We start from the raw sequence: 21,037 nt of genomic DNA on the forward strand, positions 1-21,037 counted from the left end.
TTCTCCGGGGGGTCGGCATCAGTTGGCGTTGCGGGGCGCGGCGGGGCTGGCGGCCGCGGCGGGCGGGTCGATCTCGGGCAGCGGCGCCCCGATGGCACGCTCCACCTTCTCCACCTTGGGCTCGGCCCAGGTGCCGGTGATGCGGAACTCGCGCGTGCTGGCGGCCATCAGCGGCCGGCGCAGGAACATCTGCGCGACGAAGCTGCCCAGGCCCACCGCCGGATTGATCACCGCATAGGCCAGCGAGGCGGTGCCGGCGTTCAGCTCGGGCACCACGATCACGCGCAGGTCCTGGTTCTCGGCCTCGATGTCGGCGCGGCCTTCCATCAGCACCGCCGCCTGCACGCCGCGCATGCGCAGGTTGTTGGTCTGCGCCACGCCGTCGCGCACGCTGACGTCGCCGTTCACGTTGTCGAACGCGAAGCCCTCGCCGAAGAGGTCGCGGAAGTCCAGCGTCAGCCGGCGCGGCAGCGCCTGCAGGCTCACCACGCCCAGCAGCCGGCCCATGCCCGGCGCCACCTTGAGGAACTGCCCGGCATCCAGCGCCAGGTTGATCTGCCCGCCCAGTGAAGGCACGTGGAAGGCCAGCGGCGAGCCGTCCCACGCGATCTGGCCCTGCATGCGGCCCTTGCCGCCGCGCAGCACCTTGCCCAGGCCCAGCCGTTCGGCGAAGGCGCCGCTGTCGGCCAGGTCCAGCCGGAAGTCCAGCACCATGCGGCTGCGGTTGCGCGCCGCGCCCGACCACTGACCGCTGCCGGACAGCCGCGCCTCGGGCACCGTCACCTCCAGCTTGTTCAGCCGCCAGTCGCGCGTGCCGGCGGCGCCCCGGTTGACCGCCTCGATCTCCACCCGGCCGAAGCGCTTGCCGGACAGCTCGAAGTCGTCCACCACGATGTCCAGTGCGGGCACGCTGGCCGGCGACTGCGCGAGGTAGGTCTCCACCGTCTGCGCCTCGCTGGGCGGCAGCGACAGGCGCGCCAGCCGCGCATACAGCCGCCCTGCCGCGGCCGAGGCGCGCGCGGGCCGCCATTCGATGTAGCCGCCGAGCTGCTCGGCATCGACGCTGGCGCGCCAGGTGCCGTCGTCGGTCTGGCTGACGCCGGCCACCACGCGGGTGAGCGTGCGGCTGCTGGCGGCCAGCTGCTGCACCTGCAGCGCCAGCGCGCGCGGCAGGTAGGCATGGGCGGCGTCGATGTCGCTGCCGGCGGCGGGCGAGGCCGCGCCGGCCGGCGTGCTGGTGGCCAGGCGTTCCAGCGCGCGTTGCCACTCGTCCACGTCCACGCTGGCCAGCAGCACCTGGGCCTGCACGCCGGCCGTGGGCGTGGGCGCCGGTGCGCGCACGCCGATGCCGCCGCTGAGCACGCGCGGCGCGCCCTCGGCCGGCCATTCGCGCAGGTACTGGGCCTGCAGCACGCCGCCCAGGTCCAGCCGCAGCACATCGCGCGCGGCGGCTGCGCCAGGCACCGGCCGCAGCTCCAGCCGCAGCGGCATCGGCGCATCGGCCTGCTTGCGCAGTGGCGCCGGCAGGTCGATGCCCAGGCCGGTGAGCGGGCTGGTCAGCGTCATCTCGGTGTGACCATCGACGAAGGCCAGCGCCAGCCGGTAGGCGAGCTGGCCGCTGAGCACGCCCGCCAGGCGGGTGGCGCCGCCCAGCTCGGTGGCGCGGCGCAGGCCGTCCACCGTCGCGGTGCCCTGGCCGCTGAAGCGCAGCGATCCATCGGGCTGGCTGCCGCCTTCCACTGCCAGCTCGCCGCCCAGCGCGCGGGCGGTGGTGCCCACCAGCTTCAGGCCGTCCTGGGTGAAGTCGATGCGGCCACGGGCGGCGGAAAGTACCGGCACGTCGGGCCGCAGGCGCAGCTCATTGCCGGCCAGGGTGACGCTGCCCTTGACCTGCGTCTGCTCGGGGTCGTCCAGCGGGATCTGCAGCGCCAGCCGCAGGTCGGCATTGCCGCTGGCGGTGGCGGTGGTCAGGCTGCGGTCGGTCCATTCGTCCACCGGCGAATTGCGCACGAAGCGCAGCAGCTCGTTGCCCGGCCCGCGCACCAGGCCGTCCATGGCGAGCACCGGCTTGTCCAGGTCGGGGATGCCGCCTTCGATGCGGCTGAGCGCGGCGCCATACACCCGGCCGCTGGCCTGGCGGATGGCCATGGAAGCGCGGTCGAACACCAGCTCGCCGGCCACCTGCTCGAAGGCCGGCCAGGCGGCCTTGGCGGGGTCGGTGCTGCTGGCCTGCAGGCTCAGCGGCACATAGGCCAGGGTGACGCCGGCCACCTTGCCTGCGATGCGGAAGTCGCCCTGCTGCGGATCGGAGAACGGGAACTGCCAGAGGTCGCCCCGCACCTTGAAGCTGGCGCCGGTGATGCGGCCGGCCTGCACCGCCTCGGCCACGTAGCTGCGGGTGTCGGCGGGCAGCGCCAGCGGCAGGTAGCGCGCCACGGCGGTGGCCCGGCCCTCCTGCAGCTTGCCGCTCAGCTCCAGCACGCCGGGAAAGCGCTTGCCCGCGCCGTGGCCCTCGCCAGGGCCGGTGCGCCACTGGGCCTGCAGCTCGCCGCGTGCATCGGCGTTGTCGAAGCTCAGGTTCTGCACCTTCACGCTGAGCGGGCTGGCCTCGCCCTCGCGCCGCGCCGGGTCGATGCGCCAGCTCACGTCGGCCTGCAGCCGGTCGAACGGCACCTCGGGCTGCTCGAACACGCCGGGCAGCAGCAGCGCGCCCTGGTCCAGCGTCACCTGGGCGCTGCCGCCGCGCTCGCTGGCGCTGAGCTCGATGGTGGCATTGCGCCAGCCGGGCCGGCCGGGCTCGTCGGCCACGGCCGCAGGCTCCGGCGCCACCGAGACGCCCACCAGCCGCGCGCTGGCGCTGTAGCGCAGCGGGTCCTCGGCCGGGCCGTCCCAGCGGGCGGCCAGGTTGTCCACGCGGCCGGTGGCCGCCAGCCGGGCGAGCGACTCGCGCTGCGCCGCATCCAGCATCGGCAGGCCGGCCGCGATGCGCGACAGCAGCGCCAGGTCCAGCCGGTCGGCGCTCAGCTCGCCGCCCTGCACCACCCGCTGCGCGCCGGTGCCCGATTCGCGCACCGCCAGCGTGAGGTTGCCTTGCGGCCAGCGCAGGCCGTCGGGCGTGGTGAAGCCCAGCTGCTGGGCCGACAGCCGCCAGCCGCGGTCGTCGTGCTGGCCCTGCAGCCGGCCCTGCAGTTGCTCGAAGGCCAGCGGCTCGGCCTGCGGCCCCAGCCGCAGCGCCACCTCGCGCAGCGCCAGGTCGGCGGTGGCCGCGCGCACGGTGCCGTTGGCCACCTCGGCCCACAGGCGCAGCGCGCCATCGCCGGCATCCAGCTCGAAGGGCAGGTCCACGTGGCGGCGCAGCTGAGAGACGTCGGTGCGCGGCAGGTCGGCATACACGGTGCCCACCCAGCGCCGCCAGTCGCCGCTGCGGCTCAGCAGCCGCTCGGTGAAATCGCCGCGCAGCGAGAAGCGCTCGCCCCAGCCCGCGGGCGGCGTGGCGTCCAGCCGCAGCGCATGCCGGCGCAGCCGGTTGCGCACGACGAAGTCCACGTCGGTGAGTTCCAGTGCGGGCAGGTCGCGCAGTTCATCCGTCCAGCGCAGCGCGCCGCCGCGGATGGCGAATTCGTGCTGCTCGAAGAACCAGTCCGCCGCCGGGTTCTCGCCACTGCCCTGGCTGCGCGGCACCTCGATGCCGGCCACGAAGATGCGGCCCTGCCGGTCACGCCGCACGTCCAGCTGTGCGCCTTCGATCAGCAGCTGCTCGAAGCGCAGCTCCAGCGCCAGCAGCGAGCGCGCCGACACGGCCGCCGCCACCCGCGGCAGGCGCAGCGCCTCGCGCCGCTGGGCATCGTGCAGCACCACGTCGGTCAGGCGCAGCGAAGGCACCCAGCCGCTCGATTCCACCTGGATGCCGCCGATGGTGACCGGCACGCCCAGCACCCGGCTGGCGCGGGTTTCTATCGGGCCGCGCCATTCATCGACGTGGGGCAGAATTCCCCAGTACAGAGTCAGCCAAGCGATGAGCAATAAGCTCCAGCCCGCGACGACGACGGCGGCCAGCACACGCAGCAGGTTCCTGGCCCATCGCCAGCGGGGCGGTACCAGGGCGGCATCGGCAGAAGCCAGAGGGGACGGAGGCATCGAATGAAATCACGCCAGGCAGCGGCCATCGGACATGGCCGGGACAGACGACGCCCCTGGGCCGTGGGCAGTTGCCTCGGGTGCTCGGCAATCTAGCACAGGCATTTCCGGGCCCGGCGGCCCGCCCGGCGCACACCGCCGCCCTCGAAGCGCCTCATCCGGGCCGTTACATCCACGCTTGCAGACCTCGTCCTTCAACATGCCTCTGCCCACGGCCGACCACAGCCGCTTCGTCCAGCGAATCCGCCGCCGCTATGCCGCCGAGACGGCCCTGCTGCCTGTTGGCATTCCGCATGCCGACGCCATCCAGGCGCTGATCGACCGCCTGCTGGCCGATGGCCGGCCGCTGCCCTCGGCACTGCGCGTGGCCCGCCAGGTGGTGCTCGAGCGGCTGGCGGTGATGGACGTGGAGCAGGCCGCGTCGCTGGACGACGTGACGCACACCATGACCACGCTGGCCGAGGTGACGCTGGAACGCGCCCTCGCCCAGGCCCGCGCGGACGAGGACGTGCGCCACGGCCCGCCGCTGACGGCCGACGGCCGGCCGGTGGAGCTGTGGATCGTGGGCATGGGCAAGCTGGGGGCACGCGAGCTGAACGTGTCGTCGGACATCGACCTGATCTACGTCTACGAGGAAGACGGCCAGACCACCGGGCCCGAGCCCATCAGCGCGCATGAGTACTTCGCCAAGGTGGTGCGCCGCATCCACACGCTGATCGGCGACACCACCGACGACGGCTTTGTCTTCCGCGTCGACCTGATGCTGCGGCCCAACGGCAACTCCGGCCCGCCGGCCGTCAGCCTGGCCATGCTGGAGGAGTACTTCCAGGTGCAGGGCCGCGAATGGGAACGCTTCGCCTGGCTCAAGAGCCGCGTGGTGGCCCCGCGCGCCGCGGTGGACAGCGGCCGCGCGCTGCAGCTGCGCGACCTGGTCACGCCCTTCGTCTACCGCCGCTACCTGGACTACGGCGTGTTCGAAGGCCTGCGGCAGCTGCACCGCAAGATCCGCGAGGAGGCGCAGCGCCGCGCCGCCGGCCGGCCCGAGCGCGCCAACGACGTGAAGCTGTCGCGCGGCGGCATCCGCGAGATCGAGTTCATCGTGCAGCTGCTGCTGGTGGTGCGCGGCGGGCAGTTCCCCGAGATCCGCACCCGCTCCACGCTGCGCGGTCTGCAGCGCCTGGTGGCGCGTGGGTTGATGAAGGCCGCCACCGCCGAGCGGCTGGCCGAGGCCTACACCTTCCTGCGCCGGGTGGAGCACCGCATCCAGTTCCTGGACGACCAGCAGACCCACCTGCTGCCCACCGCCGACCACGACCTGGGCTGGATCGCCGGCAGCCTGGGCCTGGGCACGCCCGACAACCCCTGCGCGCTGCTGCATCACCTGGGCGAGACGCGCGAGTTCGTCGCCACCGAATTCGATGCGCTGCTGCACGACGGCCAGGCGCCCACGCCCAGCGCGCCGGGCCGCAACGGCTGCCGCACCTGCGGCACCGGCCCGCTGCCCATCGACAGCGAGACGCTGCACGAGCTGCTGCCCGCGGCGCTGCGCGAGCGGGTGCAGCGCTGGTCGCACAGCCCGCGGGTGCAGGCCCTGCGCGACGAAAGCAAGCTGCGCCTGGGCCGCCTGGTGCAGCGCGCGGCCAAGCGCATGACCGAAAGCGACTGCACCGGCGACGCGGTGCTGCGCTTCGTCGACTGGGTGGAGCCGCTGCTGCGCCGCGAGAGCTATCTGGCCCTGCTGGTCGAGCGCCCCGAGGTGCAGACCCGGCTGCTGCACCTGCTGGGCCTGGCCAAGTGGCCGATGCGCTACCTGATGCGCCATCCCGGCGTGATCGACGAGCTGGCCGACGACCGCCTGCTGCACAGCCGCTTCGACCGCGCCGCCTTCACGCTGGAGCTGGACGAGCGCTACACGGCCTGGGAGCGCTCGGGCGAGGCTTCGGAGGAAGCGCTGCTGGACACCCTGCGCCGCGCCCACCATGCCGAGGTGTTCCGCACCCTGGTACGCGACGTGGAGGGCCACATCACCGTGGAGCAGGTGGCCGACGACCTCTCCGCGCTGGCCGATGCCACGCTGGACTGCGCGCTGCGCTGGGCCTGGCGCCACCTCAAGCAGCGCCACCGCGAGGAGCCGCGTTTCGCCGTCGTGGCCTACGGCAAGCTGGGCGGCAAGGAACTGGGCTACGGCAGCGACCTGGACGTGGTGTTCCTCTACGACGCCGAGGGCGAGGCCGACCCCGATGCCGCCAGCGAGGTGTATGGCGCCTTCGTGCGCAAGCTCATCACCTGGCTGACGCTGCGCACCGCCGCGGGCGAGCTGTTCGAGATCGACACCGCGCTGCGGCCCAACGGCAACTCCGGCATGCTGGTCACCTCGCTCAATTCGTTCGAGAAGTACCAGGTGGGCCGCGGCAGCAATGCGGCCTGGACCTGGGAGCACCAGGCCATCACACGCGCCCGCTGCTGCGCCGGCGCGCCCGAGCTGTTCGAGCGCTTCGAGGCCATCCGCTGCGCGGTGCTCACCGCCCCGCGCGAGCCCGCGGCGCTGCGCGACGAGATCCACGCCATGCGCGAGAAGGTGCGTGCCGCGCATCCGGTCAAGCCCGGGCGCTTCGACGTGAAGCACAGCGCCGGCGGCATGATGGACGCCGAGTTCGTGGTGCAGTACCTGGTGCTGCGCCATTCGGCCGAGCACCCGGAGCTGCGCCCGAACGTGGGCAACATCGCGCTGCTGCAGCGTGCCGAGGCCGCCGGGCTGCTGCCCGCCGGCACCGGCATGGCCGCCGCCGATGCCTACCGGGAGCTGCGCCGCGCGCAGCACCGCGCACGCCTGGACGAGCAGCCCACGCAGTTCCCGCCCGACACGCTGGCCAAGGAGCACGACGCCGTGCTGGCCGTGTGGCGCGCGGTGTTCGGCTAGATGCTGCTCGCACGGCCGGGCGTGGCCTGGCTGCTGCTGGGCCTGGTGCTGGCGGGCGGCGCGCTGGCCGGCACGCTGTACCCGCGCACGCTGCTGGACTGGCAGCCGGCGCTGGTTATGGCCGAGCCGTGGCGTGCCTTCAGCGCCGCCTTCGTGCACCTGAGCACCCGCCACCTGCTGGCCAACCTGCTGGGCTGCGTGGTGGTGACGGCCTTCGGCCTCATCGCCCGCGTGCCGTGGTGGATCACGCTGGCCTGGCTGCTGGCCTGGCCGCTGGGCCATGCGCTGCTGTGGCTGCAGCCGGCGCTGCAGCACTATGCCGGCCTGTCGGGCGTGCTGCATGGCGGCACCGCGGCGGCCGCGCTGTACGTGGCCCTGCGCGGCCAGGGGCATGAACCCATCATCGGCTGGGGCGTGCTGCTGGGCCTGGGCGTCAAGCTGTACCGCGAGGCGCCCTGGCGCGGCCCGGTGCAGCATGTGGCGGGCTGGGACATTCCCATCGCGCCCATCGCCCATGCCACCGGCACGCTCGCCGCCCTGTTGTGCGCCGCGGCCGCCCTGGCCCTGGCGCGCGCCTTCACCAAGGAACGATCCGGATGACCGAACGAAGAAGCACGCTGGACGGCGCTGCGCTGTCCCTGCTGTTGATGTGCTGCGTGCTGTGGGGCTTGAACCAGGTGGCCACCAAGATCGCGCTGGCGGACTTTCCGCCCTTCACCCAGGCGGCGCTGCGCTCGGCCGGCGCGGCGCTGCTGGTGCTGGCCTGGTCGCGGTTGCGGGGCATCCCGCTGTTCACGCGGGACGGCACCCTGGCCGGCGGCCTGCTGGCGGGCGCACTGTTCGCGGTGGAGTTCGGGCTGATCTTCTTCGGGCTGCAGTTCACCACCGCCTCGCGCATGGTGGTGTTCATCTACCTGGCGCCGTTCGTGGTGGCGCTGGGCATGCCGTTCATCGCGCGATCGGAGCGCTTGCGGCCGGTGCAGTTCGCCGGGCTGGTCGTGGCCTTCGGCGGCGTGGCCGCGGCCTTTGCCGAAGGCTTCGCCCAGCCCAGCGCCGGGCCCCGGCAATGGCTGGGCGATGCCTGCGGCGTGCTGGCGGCGCTGATCTGGGGTGCCACCACGCTGTCCATCCGCTCCACCCGGCTGGCGGGCGCCGCGCCGGAGAAGACGCTGCTGTACCAGCTGGGCGTGTCGGCACTGCTGCTGGGCGTGGCCGCGCCTGTCGCGCACGAGACGTGGCCGCAGGCGGTGGCGGCGGTATCGTGGGGTGCGTTGCTGTTCCAGACGGTGATCGTCACCTTCGCCAGCTACCTGGTGTGGTTCTGGCTGGTGCGGCACTACGCGGCCACGCGCATCGCCTCGTTCACGCTGCTCACGCCCATCTCGGGCCTGGTGGCCGGGGCGCTGGTGTTGAACGAGCCCATCACGCCCCGGCTGCTGCTGGCCCTGGCCACGGTGGTGCTGGGGCTGGTGCTGGTCAACCGGCGATAGTCAAACCATCAAGAAGGAGACGACCATGATCACGCTCTGCGGTTTTCCGGTTTCGAACTACTACAACAAGGTCAAGCTCGCGCTGCTGGAAAAGGGCATCGAGTTCACCGAGGAATACGTCAACACCGGCTCCAAGGACGAGGCCGTGCTGTCGGCCTCGCCGCTGGGCAAGGTGCCCTTCATCCGCACCGACAAGGGCACGCTGTGCGAAAGCCAGGCCATCGTCGACTGGCTGGAGACCGAATACCCCACGCCCGCGCTGCTGCCGGCCGACGCCTGGGGCCGCGCCAAGCAGCATGAGCTGATCACCTTCCTCGACCTGCACCTGGAGCTGGTGGCGCGCGAGCTGTATGGCGAGGCCTTCTTCGGCGGCACCGTGAGCGACGAGACCAAGCAGCGCGTGCGCCAGAAGCTGGACAAGCACATTCCCGGCTTCCAGCGGCTGGCCTCGTTCAAGCCCTACGTGGCCGGCGAGCACTTCACGATGGCCGACTGCGCGGCCTACACCAACCTGCCGCTGGTGGGCATGGCCACCAAGGCCATCTACGGCGAAGACCTGCTGCTCAAGCACGGCATCGACTGGAAAGCCTATGCCAAGCTGCTGGCCGAGCGCCCGGCGGTGCAGCGGGTGGACGCCGACCGCAAGGCCGACACCGCCGCTCGCATGGCCGCGGCCAGCAAGAAGTAAGCTTCAGCGGGCCAGCGCCAACAGCTGAAAGCACGCGAAGCCGCCCAGCAGCAGTGCCGAGGCCTGGTTCACCCGGCGCTGCCAGCGCGCATCGAAGCGTGTGCGCAGCCGCCCCACCGCGGCGGCGAGCAGCAGCCACCACAGGGCCGAGCCCAGTAGCACCCCGCCCACCATCAGCCACGGCGAGGCCGGTGCCGCGGTGCGGCCGGCCAGCATGCCGAACACCGCCACGAACGACAGGATGGTGGAGGGATTGGCGAGCGTGAGCACGAAGGTGCCCGCCAGCAGGCGCAGCAGCGCGCCCCCGCCGACCGCCGCCGTGCGTTGCTGCGCGGGCGGCTGGTGCCAGGTGCGCCAGGCGATCACCGCCAGGACCAGCGCGCCGCCGCCGTGCAGCCAACCGCGTGCGCCCAGCAGCCATTGGGTGATCGCCACCACGCCGAAGGCCCCGATGGCGCCATAGACCGCATCGGCCAGCGCGGCGCCCAGGCCGGTGGCCAGCCCGGCAGCGGTGCCGTGCTGCAGCGTGCGCTGGATGGCCAGCACCCCGATCTGCCCCACCGGCGCCGCGATGGACAAGCCGATGAGCATGGACTGGGCAAACAGCATGGCGGAGGGCGACATGGCGTGATTGTGCGAAGGCACGACCCGCTTCAGCCAGCGCAGAATGAAGGCCGAACAGCGCAGCACCCGCGCTTTTTCAGCCACAAGGCTCGCATGACAGAAACCGACCCGCCCGTGCGCCTGGACGACAAGGCCTGGCGCCTGCTGCAGGCGCTGCAGGCTGACGGCCGCGCCCCGCTGAAGACGCTGGCCGCCGCGGCAGGCCTGTCGATCCCTGCCACGGTGGAGCGGCTGCAGCGCCTGCAGGCCGCGGGCGTGGTGCGTTCCATCGGCGCGGAGCTGGATCCGGCGCGTGTCGGTTATGGGGTGAAGGCCATCGTCGGCATCACGGCGGCGCAGCCCGGCAAGCAGCGGCTGCTGGCCAAGCTGGCGCAGACGCCGCAGGTGCTGGAGTGCCACCACGTGGCCGGCGCCGACTCCTACCTGATGACGGTGGTGGCGCGCGACCTGCCCGACCTGGAGCGCTTCCTCGGCACCATCAACGGCTACGGCGAGACACGCACGTCCATCGTGTTCTCCACGCCCATCCCGCGGCGCGGGCTGGTGGCGCCGGCCTAGTTTCTTTCAGGCTCGGTCTGGGCTTCGTCCGAGTGGGCGAAGATATCCCAGGTGGCGATGAACAGCGCCGCCACCGCCGGCCCCAGCACGAAGCCGTTGATGCCGAAGATCGCCATGCCGCCCAGGGTGCTGATGAGCACCACCCAGTCCGGCATCTTGGTGTCCTTGCCCACCAGGATGGGGCGCAGCACGTTGTCCACCAGGCCGATGACAAAGACGCCGTAGGCGATCAGCCCGAAGCCCTGCAGCAGCGCACCCGTGGCCAGGAAATACGCCGCCACCGGGCCCCACACCAGCGCCGCACCCACGGCCGGCAGCAGCGAGAGGAAGGCCATCAGCGCGCCCCACAGCATGGCGCCCTGGATGCCCAGCACCCAGAAGGCGAGGCCACCCAGCACGCCCTGCGTGATGGCGACCACCACGTTGCCCTTGACGGTGGCCCGCACCACGGTGGCGAACTTGCCGATGAGGTTGCGCTTGTGCGCCTCGTCCAGCGGAATGGCCTGGCGGATGCGCATGGACAGCCGTGCGCCGTCACGCAGCAGGAAGAACAGCAGGTACAGCATCACGCCGAAGGCCACCACGAACTGCAGCGTGTTGCTGCCGATGCTCACCGCCTGCGTGGCCGCGTACTGGCTCACCTCGCCGGCGGCGGAGGTGAGCCGCTCCTGCAGCGCGGCGAAGTTGCCCAGGCCGAAGCGGTCCAGCAGCTGCACCAGCCAGCCGGGCAGCGCATCGAAGATCTGCCTTGCGTAGTTGCCCAGGTTCCATTGGCCGGAGCGGATGCGCTCGTACACCAGCGCCGCCTCCTGCACCAGCGAGGCGGTGATGAGCGCGATCGGCAGGATGACGATGACCAGGCAGATGCCCAGCGTGGCCAGCGCGGCCAGGTTGTTGTGGCGGGGCATGCGGCGCAGCAGCCGCCGGTACAGCGGCGAGAACAGCAGCGCCAGCACCGCACCCCAGAACACGGCGCCATAGAACGGCCAGAGGATCCAGCCGAAGGCCACCGTGACGATGAAAAGCAGCAGCAGGAACGCCTTGCGGTGCAACGCGGGTGTGTTCATGTAAGCGAGGCGGCAGGCCCCGGGTGGTCGATGGGCGCCAGCAGCATATCGCCGCCCGGCGGCGCCCAGCGTCAGACGGCGCCGCTGATCGCGGTGCCGGCGGCCGTCAGCCCAGCGCCTCGTCCACCAGCCGCGGCAGGGCCGTCAGCTCGCGCACCACGCCTTCGGGCAGGCCGGCCCAGTCGGCCCAGGGCACTGACACGTCGGCTTCCCCGGCAGGGCGGCGGGCGCTCACCACCAGCGCCAGCGGCGCCTGGGGCGCGCTTCCGGGCCGGTCCATCACCACCGGCGTGCCGCCTTCGGCCGAGGCGAACACGATGAGCAGCGACTCGCCGGCATCGCCCACGCGCTGCGGCGCGGCCACGTGGGCCAGCACCTGCAGGCCGTGGCGCTGGGCGCTGGCCTCCAGGCGCAGCACGGTTTCCTTCAGGCCATAGCGGCTGTGGCGCAGCGCGGCGCTGCGCTCGTCGGCGCGGCCGTCGCGCGCCTGGGCTCCCATCGACGCCAGCAGCACGGCCGCACAGCCGGTCATCCAGAAGCGGAAAGGTTGCTTCTTCATCGTTGTTCTCCTGCGTCGCGGCCGAGTCTGTCCGGCTTGCGTGAAAGCGCCGTGAACGCCGAAGGCAAAGCTGTGTGAAGCCGCAGGGCATGCCCGCCTTGACAGCCCGCGGTGCGGGCGCGATGGTGCGCAACGCCCGCCAGAGGCCACCAGGAGACACGCGCATGCAGCCGTTCCAGCGCGCCCACATCGACACCGTCGTGCAGCTCGCCGCGCAGGGCGCCGACGCCCCTGCCGCCCAGGCGCACGACGAAGTGATCCGCCAGTCGTGGCTGCGCTGCGTGCAGCAGCATGCGCTGGACCCCACGCGCATGCAGGAGGCGGTGATCCTGCCCTCGGCGCGGCTGCGCGAACACCAGGACCAGCTCGAAGCCTTCCTGCACATCGCCCGCCACGGGCTGGAATCGCTCTACCAGCAGGTGGCTGGCATGGGCTACGTGGTGCTGCTGACCGACGCCCGCGGCATCACGGTGGACTTCCTGGGCGACCTGCAGCCCGCCGACCACCTGCACCGCGCGGGCCTGACGCTGGGCGCCGACTGGAGCGAGCCGCGCGCCGGCACCTGCGGCGTGGGCACCTGCATCTCCACCGGCCAGGCGCTGACGGTGCACCTGGACGACCACTTCGACGCCACGCACATCCCGCTCACCTGCACCACCGCGCCGGTGTTCGATGCCACCGGCCGGCTGAATGCGGTGCTCGACATCTCGGCGATGAGCGCGCCGCAGGCCAAGGCCAGCCAGCACCTGGCGCTGCAGATGGTCAAGTTGTTCGCGCACCAGATCGAGAACGCCGACTTCCTGCACCGCTTCCGCAGCGAGTGGATCCTGCGGCTGGCGCCGGCGCCGCAGTTCCTCGACGTCAACCCCGACTACCTGCTGGCCATCGACGCGCAGGGCCGCGTGATCGGCCACAACCGGCGCGCCCAGCTGCTGTGGGAAAGCGACGGCCGCCGCCCGCTGCTGGGCCGGGCGTATGAGCAGGTGCTCGACGCGCCCTTCGTCGAGCTGGGCCGCTTCGTGCAGGCGCGACCGTCCGACCAGCGGGCGGTGATGCTGGCCGGCGGCCGCCAGCTGCTGTTCATGACCGCCACGCCGCCGCCAGTCCGGCCGGCCGCACCCGCGGCGCCGCGCGAACGGCAGCGCCTGCCCGCGCCGCTGGTCGCGCTGAGCGGCGGCGACGCGATGCTGGACCGGCAGATCGAGCGCGCCGCGCGGCTGGTCAATTCGCCGATGAGCCTGCTGGTGACCGGCGAGACCGGCACCGGCAAGGAGTTCTTCGCCAAGGCGCTGCATGCCAGCAGCGAGCGCCGCGCGCGGCCCTTCATCGCGGTGAACTGCGCCGCCATCCCCGAGACGCTGATCGAGAGCGAACTGTTCGGCTACCTGCCCGGCAGCTTCTCCGGCGCCGGGCCCCGGGCCAAGCGCGGGCTGATCCAGGAAGCCGACGGCGGCACGCTGTTCCTCGACGAGATCGGCGACATGCCGAGGCCGCTGCAGGCACGGCTGCTGCGCGTGCTGGCCGAGCGCGAGGTGCTGCCGGTGGGCGCCACGCGGGCGGTGGCGGTGAACATCCGCGTGATCGCCGCCACCCACTGCGACCTGGAAGCGCTGGTGCGCGAAGGCCGCTTCCGCGACGACCTGTACTACCGGCTCAACGGCGCGCGCTTCCACCTTCCGCCGCTGCGCGAGCGCGCAGACATCGGCTGGGTGGTCGACACGCTGCTGGGGGCTGGCAGCGACGGCATCGCGCCCGAGGCGCGGCAGCTGCTGCTGGCCCGCCCCTGGCCCGGCAACCTGCGGGAGCTGCGCAACGTGCTGGACTACGCCCGCGCGGTGCGCGGCGACGGACCGGTGCAGCTGGCCGACCTGCCCGAGTGGTCGCCGGCGGCCACGCGCCCGCTGCCCAGCACCAGGCAAGCCGCGCCGGCCGGCAAGGGCGACAGTGAGGACGCCGCCGCGCTGCTGCAGGCACTGCGCGCCGCGCACTGGAACGTCAGCGCGGTGGCACGCGGCCTGGGCCTGTCGCGCATGACGCTGTACCGGCGCATGAAGCGCTGGGGCATCGTGTCGCCCAACCAGTCGGACAGCCCGGCGCTGCACTGAGACAGCTGTCACATCGCGCGGCTGTGACACCTGTCGCGCAGTGACACCTGCACGGCAGCGGTCGCGCCACCGGCCGGAACCCGCAAACCCAGCACTGGCGCGGCCTGCAGCCCGATGCGCGCCCGCGCCGCATGCATGGCATGGCGCTTGATCTGGCTGATGCGCACGGCCACCCGGCCGATGCCCCACAACGATGGAGACCTGTGCATGAGCGAACTTGCGACATCCGAGGCCACCCGCTGGCTGGCCGCCTTCGAGGCGGCGCTGTCGGCCGCCGACATCGACGCCGCCACCGCGCTGTTCGATGACGAGTGCTACTGGCGCGACCTGGTGGCCTTCACCTGGAACATCAAGACGCAGGAAGGCCGCGACGCCATCCGCGCGATGCTGGAGGCACGGCTGGCCGACACCGCGCCCGCCCACTTCCGCATCGAAGGCGAGGCGAGCGAAGCCGGCGGCGTCATCGAAGCCTGGTTCACCTTCGAGACCGGCGTGGCCCGCGGCCGCGGCCACCTGCGGCTGAAGAACGGCCGTGCCTGGACGCTGCTCACCACCATGACCGAGCTCAAGGGCTTCGAGGAGAAGAAGGGCGAGCGCCGCATCGCCGGTGCGGAGCATGGCGCCCAGCCCGGCGGCCGCCAGAGCTGGCTGGAGCGCAAGCAGGCCCGCGAGGCGGCGCTGGGGTACACGGAGCAGCCGTACGTGGTGATCATCGGCGGCGGCCAGGGCGGCATTGGCCTGGCATCACGCCTGCGCCGGCTCGACGTGCCCACCATCGTGATCGAGAAGAACGCTCGGGCCGGCGACTCCTGGCGCAACCGCTACAAGTCGCTGTGCCTGCACGACCCCGTCTGGTACGACCACCTGCCCTACATGCCCTTCCCCGACGACTGGCCGGTGTTCGCGCCCAAGGACAAGATCGGCGACTGGCTGGAGATGTACACGAAGGTGATGGAGCTCAACTACTGGGGCTCCACCATCGCGAGGAAGGCGCGCTTCGACGAGGCCACGCAGACCTGGGAAGTGCAGGTGGAGCGCGAGGGCCAGCCGGTGACGCTGCGGCCGAAGCAGCTGGTGTTCGCGCTGGGCGTCTCGGGCTATGCCAACGTGCCGAAGATCCCTGGCGCCGATACCTTCGAAGGCACGCAGCACCACTCCAGCCAGCACCCCGGCGGCGCAGCCTGGGCCGGCAAGCACGCGGTGGTGCTGGGCTCCAACAATTCGGCCCACGACATCTGCGCCGACCTGTGGGAAAACGGCGCCGACGTGACGATGATCCAGCGCTCGTCCACCCACATCGCGCCCTCGGCCTCCTTGATGGAGCTGGCGCTGGGCGGGCTGTATTCCGAGCAGGCGCTGAAGAACGGCATCACCACCGACATGGCCGACCTGATCTTCGCCTCGGTGCCGTACAGGATCATGCATACCTTCCACATCCCCGTGTACGAGGAGATGAAGAAGCGCGACGCCGACCTGTATGCGCGGCTGGAGAAGGCCGGCTTCCTGCTGGACTTCGGCGAGGACGGCTCGGGCCTGTTCATGAAGTACCTGCGCCGCGGCTCGGGCTACTACATCGACGTGGGCGCGTCCGAACTGGTGGCCGATGGCCGCATCAAGCTGAGGAGCGGCGTCAACATCGAGCGCATCAACCCACGCTCGGTCACGCTGACCGACGGCACCGAGCTGCCGGCCGACCTGCTGGTCTACGCCACCGGCTATGGCTCGATGAACAACTGGCTGGCCGACCTGGTGTCACCCGAGGTGGCCGACCAGGTGGGCAAGTGCTGGGGCCTGGGCAGCGACACCACGAAAGACCCCGGCCCGTGGGAAGGCGAGCTGCGCAACATGTGGAAGCCCACCGCGCAGCCGCAGATGTGGTTCCACGGCGGCAACCTGCACCAGTCGCGGCACTACTCGCAGTTCCTGGCGCTGCAGCTCAAGGCCCGCATGGAAGGTGTGCCCACCGAGGTGTACGGCCGGGAGGGGCCGCATCACCGGCGGTAGGTCAGAAGCGTTTGCCGAACCCGACCGAGAACAGCAGCGGGTCGACCTTGAAGCGGCCCAGGTCCGCACCGCCGGCGGATACGTCGGTGCGGATCTGCACCTTCTTCACGTCGACGTTGACGAGCCAGCCGTTGCCCACCGGCACGTCGACGCCGGCGCCCAGCGCCAGGCCCCAGCTGTTGCGGTCGATGTCCACGCCTGCAGGCAGGTCCAGGCTGGAGAAGCGGGTGTAGTTGATGCCCGCGCCCAGGTAGGGCCGGAAGCCGAGGCCGGTGAAGTGGTACTGAACGCTGAGCGTGGGCGGCAGGTGCTTCAGCGTGCCGATCTTGTCGCCACCGGCGCGCAGGTCGTGCTTCTGCGGATAGGTCAGCACCAGCTCGGCCGCGATGTTGGGCGTGAAGAAGTAGGTGATGTCGACCTCGGGGAAGGTCTTGTTCTTCAGGCTCAGGTCGAGGCCGGTGCTGTCCTTGTCGGCCGAGTCGAGGTGCAGCACGCGGCCACGCACGATCCAGTTGCCGGTGTCCTGCGCCTGGGCGGCAGCGGGCACGGCGGCGATCGTGAGGGTGGCAGCGGCGGCGAGCGCCAGCGCGTTCCAGCGCTTGTTCATGTGAGCTCCTTGGGTGGTGGTCAGGCCGGGCTTGTGCGGCCCGTGCCTCATTACCCCGCGGGGCTCCCCATGCAGATTTGAGCCAGCGCAAGGCCGGCACCGCAGCTTGCTGCACTGCAGCGCGCGCTTGACGCAGGTCAAGCACGCGGCTGCGGCGGCGTGGCGCTCAGCCCACGGGCTGGATGGGCACGTACAGCTCGCCGCCTGCGGCGCGGAACTCGGCCGACTTCTCGCCCATGCCCCGGGCCGCGAACTCGCGCACCTCCTGCGTGATCTTCATCGAGCAGAACTTGGGGCCGCACATGGAGCAGAAGTGGGCCACCTTGCTGGTGTCCTTGGGCAGCGTCTCGTCATGGAAGCTGCGGGCGGTGTCCGGGTCCAGGCCCAGGTTGAACTGGTCGGTCCAGCGGAACTCGAAGCGCGCCTTCGACAACGCGTCGTCGCGCGCCCGCGCCCCCGGATGGCCCTTGGCCACGTCGGCCGCATGCGCCGCGATCTTGTAGGCGACGATGCCCTGCTTGACGTCTTCGCGGTCGGGCAGGCCCAGGTGTTCCTTGGGCGTCACGTAGCACAGCATCGCGGTGCCCATCCAGCCGATCATCGCGGCACCGATGGCGCTGGCGATGTGATCGTAGCCGGGCGCGATGTCGATGGTCAGCGGGCCCAGCGTGTAGAACGGCGCCTCGTGGCAGTGCTTCAGCTGCTCGTCCATGTTGGCCTGGATCAGGTGCATCGGCACATGGCCCGGGCCTTCGATCATGGTCTGCACGTCGTGCTGCCAGGCCAGCTTCGTCAGCTCGCCCAGCGTGCGCAGCTCGGCGAACTGGGCCTCGTCGTTGGCGTCGGCGGCACTGCCGGGGCGCAGGCCATCGCCCAGCGAGAAGCTCACGTCGTACGCCTTCATGATCTCGCAGATCTCCTCGAAGTGCGTGTACAGGAAGCTCTCCTGGTGGTGGGCGATGCACCACTTGGCCATGATCGATCCGCCGCGCGAGACGATGCCGGTGCGCCGCTGCGCCGTGAGGTGGATGAACGGCAGCCGCAGCCCGGCGTGGATGGTGAAGTAGTCCACCCCCTGCTCGGCCTGCTCGATCAGCGTGTCGCGGTACAGCGCCCAGGTCAGGTCCTCGGCCACGCCGCCCACCTTCTCCAGCGCCTGGTAGATGGGCACGGTGCCGATGGGCACCGGGCTGTTGCGCAGGATCCAGTCGCGCGTGGTGTGGATGTGGCGGCCGGTGCTCAGGTCCATCACGTTGTCGGCGCCCCAGCGGATGGCCCACACCAGCTTCTCCACCTCTTCCTCGATGCTGCTGGTGACGGCCGAGTTGCCGATGTTGGCGTTGATCTTCACCCGGAAGTTGCGGCCGATGGCCATCGGCTCCACCTCGGGATGGTTGATGTTGGCCGGGATGATGGCGCGGCCGCGGGCCACCTCGTCGCGCACGAATTCCGGCGTGATGACGGCGGGCAGCCGCGCGCCCATGCCGTTGCCGGCCAGGCGCTGCTCGCGCTGCGCATCGGCCAGGTACTCGGCCATCCACTCGCGCTTGCCGTTCTCGCGCAGGGCCGCGTATTCCATCTCGGGCGTGACGATGCCGCGGCGGGCGTAGTGCATCTGCGTGACGTTGGCGCCGGACTTGGCGCGGCGCGGCGTGCGCTGCAGTGCCGCGGCCTCTGCGCGCAGCTGCGCGATGCGCGCGCTGTCGCGCTCGTCGTGCCGCAGGCCGTCGTCCAGGCCATGGCGCAGGCGGCCTGCATAGTGCTCGGTGTCGTCGCGTTCGCTGATCCAGGCGCCGCGCACATCGGGCAGGCCGCGGCGCACGTCGATGGGGGCGGCGGGATCGGTGTAGGGGCCGGAGGTGTCGTACAGCGAGACCACCTCGCCGTTGCTCAGGGCCACGTCGCGCACCGGCACGCGCAGGTCGGCGCGGCTGCCGGTGATCCAGGCCTTGGTGGAAGCGGGAAAGGGCTCGCGGGTGAGTTGCAGCAACTGCGCGAGTTGGTCGGGGGCGTTCATGCGGGTCTCCTTCGTGGCGTGGCGATGCATGCTCCGAAGGCCGGCCCGGTGCATGCCCCTCGAAGGCACGCACCCGTCCTGACACAACAGCTCTTCTTCCGCCGGTACTAACCGGTTCAAGTTCGCGGGTTCGGATTCACCATCTCAGCGGGCCTGTCGGCCTGCACCCCGGAGCGGGGGCGATTGTGGGAGGCCCGCGGCGCGGGTGTCAACGTGTTGCCCCTGCCGCCCACGGCGGCATGCGGGCGGTGATAGCGTGGCCGCATGAGCCTGCTGTTGTCCGCCCTCGACCAATCCGTTTCCCTTGCCGGCCACGGCGAAGACGCCGCCATCCGCGACACCGTGGGCCTGGCCACGCATTGCGAGGCCGAGGGCTACCACCGCTTCTGGCTCAGCGAGCACCATGCGCTGCCCACCATCATCGGCACCGCGCCCGAGGTGCTGATGGCCGCGGTGGCGGCCACCACGCAGCGCATCCGCATCGGCAGCGCGGGCGTGATGCTGCCGCACTACTCGGCCTTCAAGGTGGCCGAGCAGTTCCGCGTGCTGGAGGCGCTGGCCCCGGGCCGCATCGACCTGGGCGTGGGCCGCGCGCCCGGTGGCGACATGCGCACCGCGATGGCCCTCAATCCCAACGCCCATCATGCGGCCGAGCACTTCCCGCAGCAGGTGCGCGACCTGCAGGCCTGGACGGCCGGCCTGCCGCACAACGGCATCACCGCCCACCCGCGCGGCCCACATGCGCCGCAGGTGTGGATCCTGGGCAGCAGCGACTACGGCGCGCAGCTGGCGGCGCACTTCGGCCTGCCCTATGCCTTTGCCTACTTCTTCATGGACGGCCAGGGCGTGGAGCAGGCGCTGCGCCTGTACCGTGAGCTCTACCAACCCAGCGAACGCCATCCCGTGCCGCTGCCCACCATCTGCGTGTGGGCGCTGGCCGCGGACACCGAGGAAGAAGCCCGCCACCATGCGCTGAGCCGCGAGCGCTGGCGCGTGGACCGCGCGCGAGGCGTGCTGGGCCCGCTGCAACCGCCCGACGCCGTCGCCGCGCGCGGCTTCACCGAGGCCGAGATGGCCACGGTGGCGCCGATGCGCCGCAAGGCCTTCGTGGGCACCGGCGCGCAGGTGGCGGCGATGCTCAAGGACATCGCCGAGGAACTGCAGCTCGGCGAGATCGTCATCAACACCTGGGCCCACGACCCGCTGGTGCGCCGGCGCTCCTATTCGCTCATCGCCAAGGCGATGCGCGAAGGCTGATGCCTTACTTGTACGGCACGTAGTCGATCGGCACGAAGCGGTATCCACCCGCCTCGGGCCGCAGCCGGCCAATGCCCGGGAAGGGCAGATGCCCCGCGGCCACGAGGTAGCCGCCCTTGGCCGCGTCGGCATACGCATTACGGCGTTCGCCCATCGCCGCCTTGCTGTCGGTGTCGAACTGGATGGTGACGCTGGGCTGCGCGAACTGCACCGCCGACACATGCATCAGGTCGCCCCACAGCACCAGCTTCTGGCCCCTGGATTCGACGGCATAGACGCTGTGACCCGGCGTATGGCCATAGGCACGCAGCGCCCGGACGCCCGGCACCAGCTCGGTGTTGCCGTCGAAGGTCTTGAGTGCGCCTGCATCGGCGTACGGCTTGGCGGCGGCCATCGCGCCCTGGAAGAAGCCCTGCGCTTCCTTGGGCGCCTTGGCCATCTCCGCCTCGCTCAGCCAGTAGGCCGCGTCGCGCTGGTCCACGTGCAACGTGGCATTCGGAAAGGCCCGCTGGCCGGCGGCCATGGCACCGCCCACGTGGTCGGGATGCAGGTGGGTGATGAGCACCGCGTCCACCTGCTCGGGCTGGTAGCCGGCGGCCTTCAGGTTGGCCATCAGCTGGCCCAGCGACGGGCCGAACAGCCCAGCCGCGCCCGCGTCGATCAACACCAGCTGGCTGCCGGTGTTGATCAGGTAGCCGTTGACCGAGGTGCGCAGCGGATTGCTGGCAAAGGACTGCTTCATCAGCTTGTCCACCTGCGCCGGCTTGACGTTGGTGAGGAGCTGCTTGACGTCCAGGTCGATCGCGCCGTCGAACAGCGCGGTCACCTCGAAGTCGCCCAGCGCCATGCGGTAGAAGCCCGGTGCCTGGGTGCCCACCTGCGGCGCGGCGGCCTGGGCGGCGGTCGCGGCCAGCAGGCTGAGGCCTAAGGCGGCCTGACCGAGACGTTGACGGAATGCCTTGTTCATCGTTTCCTCCTGTGCAAAGGCGCAGGAGGTTACGACG

The 21,037-nt window shown here is 71.4% G+C and carries 16 protein-coding genes; 8 read left to right on the forward strand and 8 right to left on the reverse strand.

What is annotated here, in order from left to right:
- Positions 1 to 18: 18 nt before the first annotated feature.
- A complete protein-coding gene (locus VO99_RS10695) occupies positions 19 to 4,137 on the reverse strand; it encodes a YhdP family protein (protein ID WP_083440506.1) in 4,119 nt (1,372 codons plus the stop codon).
- Between the two features lie 199 nt (positions 4,138 to 4,336).
- Between VO99_RS10695 and glnE the strand changes: the two genes are divergently transcribed.
- Genes glnE through VO99_RS10715 form a run of 4 tightly spaced genes read left to right on the forward strand, consistent with a single transcriptional unit; the run spans position 4,337 to position 9,235 of the window.
- Positions 4,337 to 7,057 (forward strand): bifunctional [glutamate--ammonia ligase]-adenylyl-L-tyrosine phosphorylase/[glutamate--ammonia-ligase] adenylyltransferase, encoded by a 2,721-nt coding sequence (gene glnE / locus VO99_RS10700; protein WP_046112923.1) that lies wholly within the window; start codon positions 4,337 to 4,339, stop codon positions 7,055 to 7,057.
- A complete protein-coding gene (gene rrtA, locus VO99_RS28760) occupies positions 7,058 to 7,657 on the forward strand; it encodes a rhombosortase (protein ID WP_052736251.1) in 600 nt (199 codons plus the stop codon).
- Positions 7,654 to 8,547: a DMT family transporter gene (locus VO99_RS10710; protein WP_046112829.1), complete on the forward strand. Its 894-nt coding sequence runs from the start codon at positions 7,654 to 7,656 to the stop codon at positions 8,545 to 8,547. The genes rrtA and VO99_RS10710 overlap by 4 nt, the downstream gene beginning before the upstream one ends.
- A 25-nt stretch (positions 8,548 to 8,572) precedes the next feature.
- Entirely contained in the window at positions 8,573 to 9,235 is a 663-nt protein-coding gene (locus VO99_RS10715; RefSeq protein WP_046112830.1) for a glutathione S-transferase family protein, read from the forward strand.
- A 3-nt stretch (positions 9,236 to 9,238) separates the two neighbouring features.
- Here the strand turns inward: VO99_RS10715 and VO99_RS10720 are convergent, their stop codons facing one another.
- A complete protein-coding gene (locus VO99_RS10720) occupies positions 9,239 to 9,859 on the reverse strand; it encodes a LysE family translocator (protein WP_046112925.1) in 621 nt (206 codons plus the stop codon).
- Positions 9,860 to 9,952: 93 nt separating this feature from the next.
- On the opposite strand from VO99_RS10720, the gene VO99_RS10725 reads away from it, so the two are divergent.
- Positions 9,953 to 10,417 (forward strand): Lrp/AsnC family transcriptional regulator, encoded by a 465-nt coding sequence (locus VO99_RS10725; protein ID WP_198156917.1) that lies wholly within the window; start codon positions 9,953 to 9,955, stop codon positions 10,415 to 10,417.
- Here VO99_RS10725 and VO99_RS10730 read toward each other — a convergent pair.
- Both VO99_RS10730 and VO99_RS10735 read right to left on the reverse strand, forming a co-directional pair.
- Entirely contained in the window at positions 10,414 to 11,484 is a 1,071-nt protein-coding gene (locus VO99_RS10730) for an AI-2E family transporter (protein ID WP_046112831.1), read from the reverse strand. The genes VO99_RS10725 and VO99_RS10730 overlap by 4 nt on opposite strands.
- Positions 11,485 to 11,590: 106 nt before the next feature.
- Positions 11,591 to 12,043 carry a hypothetical protein gene (locus VO99_RS10735; protein WP_046112832.1) on the reverse strand — a complete coding sequence of 151 codons (453 nt, stop codon included), beginning with the start codon at positions 12,041 to 12,043 and terminating at the stop codon, positions 11,591 to 11,593.
- Between the two features lie 164 nt (positions 12,044 to 12,207).
- Here VO99_RS10735 and VO99_RS10740 point away from each other — a divergent pair, with 164 nt between their 5' ends.
- Positions 12,208 to 14,148 carry a sigma-54-dependent Fis family transcriptional regulator gene (locus VO99_RS10740; RefSeq protein ID WP_046112833.1) on the forward strand — a complete coding sequence of 647 codons (1,941 nt, stop codon included), beginning with the start codon at positions 12,208 to 12,210 and terminating at the stop codon, positions 14,146 to 14,148.
- A gap of 8 nt (positions 14,149 to 14,156) precedes the next feature.
- Here the strand turns inward: VO99_RS10740 and VO99_RS10745 are convergent, their stop codons facing one another.
- On the reverse strand, positions 14,157 to 14,339 hold the full coding sequence (locus VO99_RS10745) for a hypothetical protein (RefSeq protein WP_046112834.1): 183 nt from the start codon (positions 14,337 to 14,339) through the stop codon (positions 14,157 to 14,159).
- Between the two features lie 16 nt (positions 14,340 to 14,355).
- Between VO99_RS10745 and VO99_RS10750 the strand changes: the two genes are divergently transcribed.
- Positions 14,356 to 16,152: an NAD(P)/FAD-dependent oxidoreductase gene (locus VO99_RS10750; RefSeq protein WP_046112835.1), complete on the forward strand. Its 1,797-nt coding sequence runs from the start codon at positions 14,356 to 14,358 to the stop codon at positions 16,150 to 16,152.
- 1 nt (position 16,153) lies between these two features.
- Here VO99_RS10750 and VO99_RS10755 read toward each other — a convergent pair whose 3' ends face one another.
- Positions 16,154 to 16,759, reverse strand: a complete 606-nt coding sequence (locus VO99_RS10755) for an OmpW/AlkL family protein (RefSeq protein WP_046112836.1) — start codon at positions 16,757 to 16,759, stop codon at positions 16,154 to 16,156.
- A 166-nt stretch (positions 16,760 to 16,925) separates the two neighbouring features.
- The gene (gene thiC, locus VO99_RS10760; RefSeq protein WP_046112927.1) at positions 16,926 to 18,776 is read right to left on the reverse strand and encodes a phosphomethylpyrimidine synthase ThiC; all 1,851 of its coding nucleotides are present in this window, start codon (positions 18,774 to 18,776) and stop codon (positions 16,926 to 16,928) included.
- 270 nt (positions 18,777 to 19,046) lie between these two features.
- On the opposite strand from thiC, the gene VO99_RS10765 reads away from it, so the two are divergent.
- Positions 19,047 to 20,033, forward strand: coding sequence for an LLM class flavin-dependent oxidoreductase (locus VO99_RS10765; RefSeq protein WP_046112928.1), 987 nt, complete (start codon positions 19,047 to 19,049; stop codon positions 20,031 to 20,033).
- A 4-nt stretch (positions 20,034 to 20,037) separates the two neighbouring features.
- Here the strand turns inward: VO99_RS10765 and VO99_RS10770 are convergent, their stop codons facing one another.
- On the reverse strand, positions 20,038 to 21,000 hold the full coding sequence (locus tag VO99_RS10770) for an MBL fold metallo-hydrolase (RefSeq protein ID WP_046112837.1): 963 nt from the start codon (positions 20,998 to 21,000) through the stop codon (positions 20,038 to 20,040).
- Positions 21,001 to 21,037 lie beyond the last annotated feature (37 nt).

The organism is Aquincola tertiaricarbonis (genome assembly GCF_000969605.1).
GTDB classification, from domain to species: Bacteria; Pseudomonadota; Gammaproteobacteria; order Burkholderiales; family Burkholderiaceae_C; genus Aquincola; species Aquincola tertiaricarbonis.